11 protein-coding genes are annotated in these 12,600 nt (G+C 66.0%); 8 read left to right on the top strand and 3 right to left on the bottom strand.

Features of this window, described 5'->3' with window-relative positions:
* Positions 1 to 15 precede the first annotated feature (15 nt).
* From BPHY_RS29785 to BPHY_RS29765, 5 genes are all read left to right on the top strand, one after another.
* Positions 16 to 1,572, top strand: a complete 1,557-nt coding sequence (locus tag BPHY_RS29785) for a hypothetical protein (protein WP_012405182.1) — start codon at positions 16 to 18, stop codon at positions 1,570 to 1,572.
* Positions 1,569 to 2,369, top strand: coding sequence for an electron transfer flavoprotein subunit beta/FixA family protein (locus BPHY_RS29780; protein ID WP_012405181.1), 801 nt, complete (start codon positions 1,569 to 1,571; stop codon positions 2,367 to 2,369). Before BPHY_RS29785 ends, BPHY_RS29780 begins: the two co-directional genes overlap by 4 nt.
* Positions 2,369 to 3,319 carry an electron transfer flavoprotein subunit alpha/FixB family protein gene (locus tag BPHY_RS29775; RefSeq protein WP_012405180.1) on the top strand — a complete coding sequence of 317 codons (951 nt, stop codon included), beginning with the start codon at positions 2,369 to 2,371 and terminating at the stop codon, positions 3,317 to 3,319. The genes BPHY_RS29780 and BPHY_RS29775 overlap by 1 nt, the downstream gene beginning before the upstream one ends.
* A gap of 218 nt (positions 3,320 to 3,537) precedes the next feature.
* The gene (gene narL, locus BPHY_RS29770) at positions 3,538 to 4,185 is read left to right on the top strand and encodes a two-component system response regulator NarL (protein ID WP_012405179.1); all 648 of its coding nucleotides are present in this window, start codon (positions 3,538 to 3,540) and stop codon (positions 4,183 to 4,185) included.
* 240 nt (positions 4,186 to 4,425) lie between these two features.
* Positions 4,426 to 6,459, top strand: coding sequence for a sigma-54-dependent Fis family transcriptional regulator (locus BPHY_RS29765; protein ID WP_012405178.1), 2,034 nt, complete (start codon positions 4,426 to 4,428; stop codon positions 6,457 to 6,459).
* A 31-nt stretch (positions 6,460 to 6,490) separates the two neighbouring features.
* On the opposite strand, the gene gph is transcribed toward BPHY_RS29765, so the two are convergent.
* Genes gph through BPHY_RS29750 form a run of 3 tightly spaced genes read right to left on the bottom strand, consistent with a single transcriptional unit; the run spans position 6,491 to position 9,341 of the window.
* Positions 6,491 to 7,264 carry a phosphoglycolate phosphatase gene (gene gph, locus BPHY_RS29760; RefSeq protein WP_012405177.1) on the bottom strand — a complete coding sequence of 258 codons (774 nt, stop codon included), beginning with the start codon at positions 7,262 to 7,264 and terminating at the stop codon, positions 6,491 to 6,493.
* 47 nt (positions 7,265 to 7,311) lie between these two features.
* Positions 7,312 to 8,184: a phosphoribulokinase gene (locus BPHY_RS29755; protein ID WP_012405176.1), complete on the bottom strand. Its 873-nt coding sequence runs from the start codon at positions 8,182 to 8,184 to the stop codon at positions 7,312 to 7,314.
* A gap of 14 nt (positions 8,185 to 8,198) precedes the next feature.
* A complete protein-coding gene (locus BPHY_RS29750) occupies positions 8,199 to 9,341 on the bottom strand; it encodes a class 1 fructose-bisphosphatase (RefSeq protein ID WP_244257710.1) in 1,143 nt (380 codons plus the stop codon).
* A gap of 132 nt (positions 9,342 to 9,473) precedes the next feature.
* On the opposite strand from BPHY_RS29750, the gene BPHY_RS29745 reads away from it, so the two are divergent.
* From BPHY_RS29745 to BPHY_RS29735, 3 genes are all read left to right on the top strand, one after another.
* A complete protein-coding gene (locus BPHY_RS29745; protein ID WP_012405174.1) occupies positions 9,474 to 10,445 on the top strand; it encodes a LysR substrate-binding domain-containing protein in 972 nt (323 codons plus the stop codon).
* A gap of 192 nt (positions 10,446 to 10,637) precedes the next feature.
* Positions 10,638 to 11,657 carry a beta-ribofuranosylaminobenzene 5'-phosphate synthase family protein gene (locus BPHY_RS29740; RefSeq protein ID WP_012405173.1) on the top strand — a complete coding sequence of 340 codons (1,020 nt, stop codon included), beginning with the start codon at positions 10,638 to 10,640 and terminating at the stop codon, positions 11,655 to 11,657.
* 22 nt (positions 11,658 to 11,679) lie between these two features.
* Positions 11,680 to 12,600, top strand: coding sequence for an NAD(P)-dependent methylenetetrahydromethanopterin dehydrogenase (locus BPHY_RS29735; RefSeq protein WP_041765643.1), 921 nt, complete (start codon positions 11,680 to 11,682; stop codon positions 12,598 to 12,600).

Below are 12,600 nucleotides of genomic sequence, written 5' to 3'. Positions count from 1 at the left end.
CCATCCATCGCAGCCATGACGCCGACCGCCAATCTCGCCGACAGCCCGCCGCGCGCCGCGAACGCCGCACGCGCCGACGCGCGGCTGCGTCGCCACTGGCGTGAACTCATGCGGCTCGCGCTCGACGCGCCCGACGCACTGGCTTGCGCGATGCTTCATCCGCACGCACGCGGTGCGGAACTCAAGCGGCTCGAGGCGCGCATGTTCGGTGCGCGCAGCGAGCGGCTCGCGCTCGCGGCCTGTCCGTATGCGCCGTCTGCCGTGCTGGCGCGGCTTTGCATGTTCGCCACCGCCGACGCGGACAGCACACTCGCGACGCGCCTCGCCCGTCATGCCGCCACGCCCGCCGACGGATTGCAAACGCTTGCCGCGTCGCTCGAAGGCCTCATGCCAGAGCAAGTTGCGCAACGCTTTGCGCAGCTGATCGCGCGCCACCCGCTCGCGCCGCCCGCGCTGCTGCAGAAAATCGCGGCACACGCCGACAGCATCGAGACCTTGCGCTCTCTGTGCGAAAACGTTGGCGTACAGCCTGACCTGCTGGCGCAGCTGGCGGGTCGCGGCATCGCGCCGTTGCAACGCCTGCTTGCGATTCACTTCGCAACCGATGCACGCACGCTGAACCAGCTGTGGCACAGCACACGCGAAAGCGCCGTGCGCGCCCAGGTGCTGCGTCATCGCGCCTGTCCGGACGAACTGTTGCGCACGGTGCCGGCATCGAGCGCGGAGCGGCGCAGCCTTGCGTCGAACGTGCGCACGGCCGACGAGATTCTGACCGCGCTCGCCCGCGATGACGACCCGGCAGTGCGTCGCGCCGCCGCCACCAATCCGGCGACGCCCGCAGGCGCGCTCGTCCTGCTGTGCTTCGACGCGGACTCGCTCGTCAGGCGCGCGGTCGCCGTGCGCGACGACCTCCCCCTGAAGGTCGTGGAGTGGCTCGCCGAGGACGGCGACGTGTGGGTGCGCAGCAGTCTCGCACGCAACCGCGCCTGCCCGCGCAGCTGGCTCGACCGGCTCGCGCGCGATCCAGACGCCGACGTGCGCCGCTCGGTCACGCGTCACGCGGGTTGCCCGATCGCACTACTCACGCTGCTCGCGAGCGACGAGGTCGCGTGGGTCCGCGCGGGCGTCGCGTTACGCGACGAACTGCCCGGCAGCGTGCTGCACCGGCTGTTGCAGGACGACGATATCGACGTGCTCGCAGGCGTCGCGCGCCATCGCGGCACGCCGCAGGCAACACTCGCGCGCCTCGCGCAGCATGCGTCGCCCGACGTGCGGCGTGCCGTGATACTCAATCGTCATGCGCAGCGGCGCGTGTTGCTGCCGTTGCGCGACGAGTCGTACCCGCTGCACCGCGTGCTGGTGTTCATGCATCCGAGCCTGACCGACGCGGACCGCTGGCGCATGCGCTTCGAACCGGACATGGAAGCGCGCGCCCGCATGTACGGCCATCTCGCCGGCACACTCGCCGCCGCGCGCGAGCGGGAGCGCCAGCAAGGGCGCACCGCTGACGAAGCGGGATCGACTGAACGGGATACCCACCAATTGACCACATCAGTGGAGGAGGCAGGATGAAGATACTCGTCACCATCAAGCAGGTCACGTCGCTCGACGAGGATTTCGAGCTGCGCGACGACGCCCGCGACGTCGAGGCGGACTTTCACGTCTTCGACCTCAACGAATGGGATCACTATGCGCTTGAAGAAGCGCTGCGGCTCAAGGAAGGCGCCAACGGCGGCGGCATCGAAGTGGTCGTCGTCACCGTCGGCCCCGAGCGTGCCGACGAAGAGCTGCGCAAGTGCCTCGCGAAAGGCGCCGACCGCGCGATCCGCATCTGGAGCGATGAACTGGACGAAGCCGATCCTGTCGGCGTCGCGCGCGCGCTCGCCGCGCTTGCACGCCGCGAAGCGCCCGACATGATCTTCGCCGGCGTGCAGGCGTCCGACCATGCGTATGGCGCGACGGGGATGGCGCTCGCGGGTCTGCTCGACTGGCCGCACGCGGCCGTCGTCGCGGGCCTCGAATATGCGCCGGGCGCGGGCACGGCGAGCGCGCGCCGTGAGCTGGAAGGCGGCGCCTATGCGAATGTCACCGTGCAATGTCCCGCCGTGCTCACGCTGCAGCTCGGCATCAACACGCCGCGTTACGCGTCGCTGCGCGGCATCAAGCAGGCCGCGTCGCGGCCGATCGAAGCCGTGACACCGGATGCACTCGGTCTGCCTGCAGAGCACACAGGCGCGCGCGGATCGCTGTCGCGCATCCGACGCGTCTACGTGCCCGAACTCGGACGCGCGCAGATGATCGACGGCACGCCCGCCGAACAGGCCGCCCGCCTCGCGGGCATCATCAAGGAACTTCGGGGAGAAGCGTAATGAGCGGGATTCTGGTTATTGCCGAACATCGTCAGGGGCAACTGCGCCCCGTGAGCACCGAACTGATCGGCGCCGCGCGTGAGGCGGGCGGCGAACGCGTGACGGTCGCCGTGCTGGGCGCAACGCCCGCGGCGTTCGTCGACGCGCTCAAGCTGGCAGGCGTCGACGAGATCGTCACCGTGCAGACGGCAAGCGATGCGTTCGATCCCGACACCTACCAGGCGGTCACGCAGGCGCTGATCGAAGCGCGCCAGCCGTCGCTCGTGCTGCTGCCGCATACGATCGACACGCTGGGCTACGCCGCGCCTCTCGCGGTCAAGGGGAACTACGGCTTCACCACGGATGCGTTCGGGCTCGCACGCGACGGCGACGACTGGATCGCCACGCGCTCCGGCTACGGGCAGAAGGTCAACATGGAGATCGAGTTTCCCGGGCGCGCCACCGCCGTGGTCACCGTGCGGCCGGGTGCGTTCAAGTCGCCAGACGCGTCGGGCGCGCCCGAGGTCAGCGCATTCGACGCCCCGGCCGTCACACCGCGCAGCGCTCATCTGTCGTTCGAAGAACCGGCCGCCAGCGGTGACGTCGATATCGTCGGCGCCGACTTCATCATGTCGATCGGACGTGGCATCGGCGAGGAAACCAATGTCGAGCAGTTCCGCGAACTCGCCAGCTCACTCGGCGCGACGCTCGGCTGCTCGCGTCCCATCGCGGATTCCGGCTGGCTGCCAAAGGCGCATCAGGTCGGGCAGTCCGGCAAGACGGCAGCCGCCTGCAAGCTGTACATCGCAATGGGTATTTCGGGCTCGGTGCAGCACATGGCGGGCATGAAGCACGTCGAGAACATCATCGCCGTCAATACCGATCCCGAAGCGTCGATCTTCTCGATCGCGAAGTACGGCATCGTCGGCGATATCTTCGACATCGCCGAAGAACTGCGCGGCCATTTCTAAGCGGCCATCATGGAAAACCCGGAACGCACGCGCATTCCGGGTTCACACTATTTTTTCAATTCTGGTTAATTGTTAAACTCAACCACGCAACACTCCGGCGATAGAAACAATAAGCCACCGCTCACAGCTTCAAGACATCGCCCTGCGCCGCAAGACGCAGTCAAGCCAGCCGGGCCGGCGAAGCCCTTTGGTCTGGTCAATGAGCCCAGGAAGAGCAGATGGTCCCTCACACAGTACTTCTGATCGACGACCATGCGTTGTTTCGCAAGGGCGTCGCGCAACTGATCCAGATGAACCCGTCGTTCGAGGTCACGGGCGAAGCAACCTCGGGTCAGGATGGCATCGAGATGGCCGTGCGGCTCAAGCCGGACGTCGTGCTGATCGACCTGAACATGCCGCGCATGAACGGTATCGAAACGCTCGAAGGCATGCGCCAGGCCGGCGTCGACGCGCGCTTCATCATGCTCACGGTGTCGGACAACGAACGCGACGTAGTCGCCGCATTGCGCGCGGGCGCACACGGGTATCTGCTGAAGGACATGGACCCCGAGGACTTGTGCGTGTCGCTGCAGAAGGCGCTGAAAGGCACGGCCGTGCTGAGCGAATCCGTTACGGGCAGTCTCGTTCACGCGCTCTCGGGCGGCCAGCGCATTCCCGCTGCGCAGAACGATCTGACGGCGCGCGAACTCGAGGTGTTCGATTACCTCGTGGCGGGCCTGTGCAACAAGGCGATCGCACGCAAGCTCGACATCAGCGTCGGCACGGTCAAGGTGCACGTCAAGCACGTGCTGCGCAAGCTCGATCTTCACTCGCGTCTCGAAGCCGTGCTGTGGCAACAGGAACACGGCTCACGTTCGCATCACTGATATCGCGGCGCGCATGCGCCGCTTGCCCGTCTCTTCCTCGACGCCGCCGCATGCCTGCGGCAGCGTTCTGCCACGCGCAAGCCGCGTGGCGCGCCTCGCACTAGCCCTGGTTTACCTCTACTCCCCGGGAGGTAGCCCATCATGGCCGATTGTCACGTGCATTCCGATTGCCAATAATGGGCTTCAATGTGGCGCACTGCCCGCATGCAAGTGCGCAGCGACTTCTCGGAGATGTTCATCATGTCGTCATGCCAGCCGCTCGCGGGACAAACCAGCCAGGTCGAAGCCATCATGCGTACGCGCCCTGGCGGATTCGCACCGAGCGCGCCAGTGGTTCGCTCATGGACGCGCTGCATCGAAGACTACAGACTCGATCCCGACGTGTGCCTGCCGCCTCCCGTGATGACCAGCGCCGAACTCGCATCGCGACGCGAACAGAATGCCAGTCTGGTCGATTGCGCGAAGCTCGAAATGGCCACGCTTTATCAGCAGCTCGGCGACTCGGAGCTTGCCGTCGTGTTGACGGATAGCGATGGCGTGATCCTGCATCTCGCGTCGTCGCCCGAGTTTGCAGGCGAGGTCGAGGACTGGGGACTGTGCGCGGGCGCCGTGTGGAACGAACGCGAAGCGGGCACGAACGGCATGGGCACCTGCCTCGCGGAAGGCGAAGCGATCGCCGTGCGTCAGCACGAACATTTCTATCAGCGCTATACCTCGCTCACATGCGCCGCCGTGCCCGTATTCGACGAAGGAGGCTCCATCGCGGGCGTGCTCGACGTCACCAGCCGTTCGCCGCTGTTGCAGCAGCATTCGCTCGTGCTGGTCGGCATGTCGCGGCAGATGATCGAAAACCGTCTGCTCGACGCCCGTCATACACACGCGTTCCGTATTCAGTTTCACAGCAGGCCCGAGTTCGTCGGCACCTTGCATGCCGGCAAGCTCACCGTCGACGATGACGGCATGATTCTCGGCGCGAACCGCAGCGCGCTCGCGCAACTCGGCTTCGCGACGCTCGACGAGATCGCCGGCAAGCCGGTCACCGACGTTTTCAATGCGTCGCTGGCCGAGATCGTCGCGCGCAGCACGCGCAGTTCGTTCTATCCCGTCGCGATCTATCGCACGCATGCGTCGAGCCGCTTCTTCGTCGTCGCTCAGGAGCCGCGCGATCGTGCCGCACGCGAAGCTATCGCGCCCGCGCGTGCGGAAGCATCGAACCACGATGCGTCGTCGGCACTCACGCGGCGTCCGGCTCGCGCAACGCGCACGGCGAGCCCATTGCGCCAGGGCACAGCGCGCGTGGAATTCGGCGATGCGCAGATCGCCAGCCAGTTCGATCTCGGCGCGCGTGTGATCGATCGCGGTATCGCGGTGCTCGTTCACGGCGAAACGGGCAGCGGCAAGGAGGTGTTCGCCAACGCACTGCATGCCGCAAGCGAACGCAGCAACGGTCCGTTCGTCGCGGTCAACTGTGCTTCGCTGCCGGAACATCTGATCGAGAGCGAACTGTTCGGCTATCGCGCGGGCGCTTTCACGGGCGCGCAGCGCGAAGGACGGCGCGGCAAGATTCTGCAGGCCGACGGCGGCACGCTGTTTCTCGATGAAATCGGCGACATGCCGCTCGCCCTGCAAGCGCGGCTGCTGCGCGTGCTCGAAGAGCGCGAAGTCACGCCGCTCGGTTCAGAATCTGTCGTCAAGGTCGACTTTCAGCTGGTGAGCGCGAGTCATCGCGATCTCAACGAACTCGTCGAAAGCGGGCAGTTCCGTGAGGATCTCTACTATCGGCTCAATGGCGTCATGCTGGAGCTTCCGCCCCTGCGCGCCCGCAAGGACAAGCTCGCGCTGATCCGGCATTTGCTGGAAAAGGAGCGCACGCCTGCGCTCCGACTTTCGGCGGACGTGCGACAGATTCTGCTCGACAGCGACTGGCCCGGCAATATCCGTCAGTTGCGCAACGTGCTGCGCACGGCGACGGCGCTCTGCGACGGCGATGAACTCACCACGGCGCATCTGCCCGCGTGGCTCGTGCAGCGCGAGAAAAACCTGAATCGCCCGCGAGCCGCCGGCGCGTCCACTGCCCTCTCCGACACCGACGATTGCGCCGATATGGAAGAGGTGTCGAACGCGCCGCTCAACGCGATTCTGCAGGCCGAACGCGAGGCGCTGCTCGCGTTGCTCGACAAGCATCGCTGGAACGTGAGCCAGGTTGCGCTCGCGCTCGGCATCACACGCAATACGCTCTACCGGAAAATGAGACGCGTGAACATCAAGACGTGAAGACGTGACGCGCCTCGCGGCGCATTCCGGTTCAGTTCGCCAGGTGCGAGTGCATCTGCATGTCCATCCCCGCGGCAGCGTGATCGCCGCGTGTCGGACGATGCCATTTGCGGGGACCGCCGATCAGCTCCGTCAATTCGCCGATGCTGTCGATCACGCGCATGCACGGCAGTTCGGTCACGGGATGATCGCTGCTGTATCCGTAGCTGACGCAGACCATCGGCATTCCCGCAGCCTGCGCCGCGAGGGCGTCCGTCACCGAATCGCCGACGAAAAGCGTGTGCGCGGGATCGACACCGAGCGCTTCGCATGCGTGCAGCAGCGGTTCGGGATCCGGCTTGCGCGGCAGCCGCGCGTTGCCGTCGACGACCATGTCGAACCATGCCTGCAAACCGAAGCGCCACATCAGCGGATCGACGAAACGCGTCTCCTTGTTGGTGACGAGACCGAGCTTGAGTCCCATGCCGCGCAGGCTGTCCAGCGTCGCTTCAGCGCCGGGATACGGCTGCGTCAACTGGTCCTCGCCGCGGCAGATCTGGTGATAGCAGGACTCGTAACGGCGCAGCACGAGATCGAGCGTCGCGGGTCGCGACTCGACGCCCAGCAGCGTCAACGCGCGGTCGACGAGAATTTCGGAGCCGCCGCCGATCAGCGTCTGCGCGACGCCTGGCGCGAGCAGCGGAAGGCCGTTTTCGGCCAGTGCGCGGTTGAGCGCATTGCCGATATCCGGCGATGTATGCAACAGCGTGCCGTCGAGATCGAACAGCACGGCATCGATCGGCAAATTGCGCGGCATGACTTGCATCTCTGTGTCTCCTGTTGACGGTTGGGACGTTCGTTCGTGCAGAGCGATCAGGCCGCGCGTCTCTGGCGGTCGATCATCTGCAGGATCATCGGTGTGAAGATCAGCTGCATCGCCAGCCCCATCTTGCCGCCCGGTACGACGATCACATTGGGCCGGCTCATGAACGAGTCGTGCAGCATCGTGAGCAGATACGGGAAATCGATTCCCTTCGGGTTCGTGAAACGGATCACGACGAAACTCTCGTCGGCGCTCGGAATGTCGCGAGCGGTGAACGGATTCGACGTGTCCACGGTCGGCACGCGCTGGAAATTCACATGCGTGCGGCTGAACTGCGGACAGATGTGATGCGCGTAGTCGGGCATGCGCCGCAGGATCGTGTCCATCACGGCTTCCTGCGAGTAGCCGCGCAGCGTCTTGTCGCGATGCAGCTTCTGGATCCACTCCAGATTGATGATGGGCACGACACCCACCAGCAGGTCCGCGTGCTGCGCCACGTCGATTCCGCGCCCCACGAAGCCGCCGTGCAACCCCTCGTAGAAGAGCAGATCGGTGGGCGGTTCGAGGTCCATCCACGGGGAGAACATGCCGGGTTCCAGACCGTATTGCGCGGCCTCGGCTTCATCGTGCAGATACTTGCGCACCCGCCCTCGCCCCGTTGCCGCATATTCGGCGAACAGCGCGGCGAGTTCTTCGAGCAGGTTCGCCTCGGGTCCGAAGTGACTGAACTGACGTTGTGTTTGCTCCGCTTCTTTCATCGCGGCACGCATCGCCAGGCGGTCGTAGCGATGAAACGCGTCGCCTTCGACGATCTGCGCATTGAGCTTTTCGCGCCGGAAGATGTGCTGGAAGCTGTTCATCACAGTGGTGGTGCCGGCGCCGCTCGAGCCCGTCACCGCGACAATCGGATGTTCGATCGACATGCTCTCGCTCCCGCCTACACGCGCGCTTCAGGACGGAACAGCGAGCGCTCATTGAAGAGCGGCGACGTGAACGGCAGGTCTTCGCCCCGCTCGTGTTCGCGGTGATAACGCTCGATGCGCTCGACCTCGCACCGCGTGCCGAGAAACATCGGCGTGCGTGCGTGCGTATCTTGACCGGCAGCGGCATCGAGGAGCCGCGCGCGTCCCGTGCTGGCGAGCCCGCCCGCCTGCTCGACGAGCCACGCGAGCGCCTGCGCGTGATACAGCAGCGGCTGACGCGCGGCGCGCGGCGCACAGCGGCTCTCGCGCGGCAACAGACACAAGCCGCCGCGCATCAGCGTGCGGTGCGTATCGGCGACCAGCGACGCAATCCAGCGCGTTTCGAAGTCGCGCTGACGCACGCCTGCGCTGCCATCGCGGCACTCGCTGACATAACGTTGCACGGGTGGTTCCCAGAAGCGCTCATTGCCGCCGTTGACGGCCAGTTCGGCGCCCTGCTCGGGAACGCGCATCGAGCGATGCGTCAGCACGAATCCGCCACGCTCGCGGCACAGCGTGAAGCCGTGTGTGCCGCGCCCGACCGTGATCACGAATATCGTCGCGGGGCCATACAGCGCGTAGCCGGCCGCAAGCTGCCGGGAGCCGGCGATCACACAACCGCCGTCGGCACTGGCCGCACCCGCGTGGCGTATCGAGAACACCGTGCCGAGCGCGACGTTCGATTCGGCATTCGCCGCGCCATCGAGCGAGTCGGCAAACAGCACATAGCGGCCCGCCGATGTCGGGCGCGCGGCCGCCATGCCCGGCAGGACCAGCCCCGCGATCCCGGCGCTGCGCTCGCACATCGCGATCAACAGGTCCTGAACGGCAATGCCCAATGCCGTGTCGCCGGGCATTGCGGGCCGTGCTCCGCCGATCGCACCCTGTGCGATGCGCGCGGCGATGCGCTTCACCGTACCGGCGATTTCGTCGATTACCGCGCAGAGCCCTTCGGCGTCGGCGGCATGCACGACGCCGGGCCCCTGCGCGCGGCGCGGCGCCAGATGATCGGCGAGAAAGTCCGACAGCGCCGGTTGAGCGCATTCCATGTCGACGCAGCGGCCGTTCGCGATGTCAGCGGACTGCGCCTGCTCGCCTGGTTCAATTCGTGCATTCATCGTGACCTCGATCGTCCGTTGCTTGCGTTGCCGCTGGCAAACACAGTAAGCCAGTGGGCCCGAGAGAAAAATTCAGAGATTCTTATTTGCGCTTTAAGCGATGCTTATCTGCCGTTGCGTGGAGTGACCATCATGCTCAACCTGCTTCGCAATCTCACGCTGCGCCAGTTGCAGATCTTCGCGGCCGCCGCGCAATACGAGAGCTTCGCGCGCGCCGCGGAGGTGCTGCATCTGACGCAACCCGCGGTGTCGATGCAGATCAAGCAGCTCGAAGAGGCGATCGAACTCGCGCTGTTCGAGCGCATCGGGCGTCGAATTGCGCTCACCGAGGCGGGCGCAACGCTGTCGCATCACGCGAAGCGCATTCTTGGCGACATCAAGGATGCCGAGAATGCGATGCGCGCGCTCGCTTCGGCCGATGGCGGCACCGTGTCGATCGGTCTCGTCAGCACGGCGCGCTACTTCGTGCCGCGGCAGATTTCGCGCTATGCGGAGCGGCATCCGAAAGTCGACATCCACTTTTCGATCGCCGAACGCGACACGCTGCTTCGCCAGTTGCAGGACAACGCAATCGATCTCGCCGTGATGGGACGCCCGTCCGTCGAACTCGACGCGCACTGCGAGCCGCTCGCGTACAACCCGCATGTGATCGCCGCGAGCACGTCACATCCATTCGTCGATGCAGCGCGTTTCGACTTGCACGAACTGCGCCATGACACTTTTCTGATGCGCGAGCCGGCCTCCGACACGGCGGCCGTCGCCAACGAGATGTTCCAGCAGCATCTGTTCAAGCCGGCCCGCACGCTCGCGCTCGACAGCCACGAGACCGTCAAGCAGGCGGTGGTCGCGGGCATGGGCGTGAGCCTGCTGCCGCTGCATACGCTGCGGCTCGAGCTGCTCGCGCGCGAAATAGCGATCCTGCACGTGAACGGCACGCCCATCGATCGCGTCTGGCACGTGGTCCATATGAACGCGAAGCAGCTGTCGCCCGCCTGCGCGGCGTTCCGGCGCTTTCTGATCGAGAAGACGGGCGCGTGGCTCGAAGGCCAGTTCGCTGACCTCACACCGACGGCTCAGGTCGCGAGTCCGTTCGTGCAGACATGAAGCAAAATGTCACCGATTCTGCACAAGGTCCGCTTGCACACTTCCTTCGACGACGGACGTCCCGCTGAAAATTTCCGCCGCGCGCGCCCGCAGCTTCGCAGATGTTCACGCGATTGAACGGCTCAGATGGCATAGCGCTTGCGTTCGATGCTCCGACAACGATCACCCGTCCAGGGATTGGGGAACGCGCCTATGAGCCTGCATGGCACCGCTGAATCGACGAAGCACACCAGCATCGTCACCGTGAACGCACCCGGACGCCTGCATCTGGGATTCCTCGATCCGGGCGCATCGCTTGGCCGACGCTTCGGCAGTCTCGGGCTCGTGATCGACGGCATCAGCACGACGCTCGACGCATGTCTTTCGTCGGATGACGAGGACCACTACGGCGCCGTGCCGTCGGCCCGCGATGAATTACCTCGCGTGAAGGCGCACATCGATACGCTGCGCAATCTGACGGGTCACGACACGCCCGTCGATATTCGCCTGCGCCGCACGTTGCCGGCTCATGCCGGTCTCGGCTCCGGCACGCAGCTCGCGCTGACTGTCGGTCATGCGTTCGCGCGCCTGCACGGTCTCGACCTCAGCGCGGCACAACTCGCACCGGCGCTCGCGCGGGGCGCGCGTTCGGGTGTCGGGATCGCCGGCTTCGAGCGCGGCGGACTGATCGTCGACGGCGGTCCACGCGGGCCCGGCGTGCTGCCGCCCGTGCTGTCGCGCTTCGACTTCCCGTCCACATGGCGCGTGATGCTCGTGTTCGACGATGCGCGCACGGGGCTCACCGGTCCGGCGGAGCGCCAGGCGCTCGCCGCGCTGCCGCCGTTCCCGCAGGCCCTCGCCGCGCACGCGTGCCACCTGACCTTGATGCAGATCCTTCCCGCCGTCGCGGAACACGAGTTCGCGCCTTTCGCGCAAGGCGTGAGCGCGCTGCAAGACGGCATCGGCCGCTACTTCGCGAAGTCGCAAGGCGGCATCTATACAAGCCCCGACGTCGGACGCGTGCTCGACTGGATCGGCGCGCGCTACTGCGCGGGCATCGGCCAGAGTTCGTGGGGGCCGACCGGCTTCGCGATCATGGAATCGCAGGAAGAAGCCGAACACGCGCTGCGTTCGGCGCGCGACGCGCAAGAGATCGGGCCCGGACTGCGAGTCGAAATCGTCAGAGGACTCAACGCGGGCGCCACCGTGACCTGGGCGTCGGCCCAGCACTGATCACCCAGTTTATCGAGGAAACATGGAACGCCAACACATTCTCCATATGTTCACGCCAGGACGGCAGATGAGCCCATTCGACGTGAACATGGCCGTGGATGCCGGATATCAGGTCGTCGTGCCGTACACCGACGTCGATGCGAAACTGATCGGGCCGCTGACGCAGGACGCGATTTTTTCGCGCGGACCGAAAGGCGTTGCGCACACGGGCATCTTTATCGGCGGACGCGACGTGATGCTCGCCACCGACATGCTGCGCCTTTCGCGCGAAGCGATGGTGCCGCCGTTCGAAGTATCCGTCTTCGCCGATCCGAGCGGCTCGTTCACGACGGCGGCTGCGCTCGTCGCGAGTGTCGAATGGCAACTGCGCCACGCGTTCGACACGTGTCTCGACGGCAAGCGCGTGCTCGTGTTCGGCGGCACGGGTCCCGTTGGACTGATCGCGAGCGTGCTGGCCGCGCAGGCGGGTGCGCGCGTGTCGCTGGCCAGCAGCCGCGGGCTCGACGCCGCACGAAGCGCGTGCGAGCGTGCCACCGCGCACTTCAGAGCCGCCCTCGATGGCGCCGACGCGAGCAGCGCCGAAGCGCTGCAAGAGACCTTGCAGTCCGTCGACGTGGTGTTCGCGACGGCGGCGGCGGGTGTCGAAGTGATGAGCGCGCAACAGGTAAGCGATGCGGCACGCCTGCTCGTCGCCGCCGATGTGAACGCGGTGCCGCCTGCGGGCATTGCGGGTGTCGGCGTGATGGACAACGGCAAGCGCATCGGCCAGCACGGCGCGCTCGGCATCGGCGCGCTCGCGATCGGCAACGTCAAGTATGAAGTGCAGCAACGGCTTTTCGTGCAGATGCTCGCGGCGAAGCAAAAGGTCTATCTCGGCTTCCAGGACGCGATGGACATGGCGCGCCGCGTGGTGGCCGAACGCTCCTCGCTGGCCGCGGCCTGA

It is taken from the genome of Paraburkholderia phymatum STM815 (genome assembly GCF_000020045.1).
GTDB lineage: Bacteria > Pseudomonadota > Gammaproteobacteria > Burkholderiales > Burkholderiaceae > Paraburkholderia > Paraburkholderia phymatum.
This window is presented reverse-complemented; position numbering and strand designations above follow the sequence as displayed.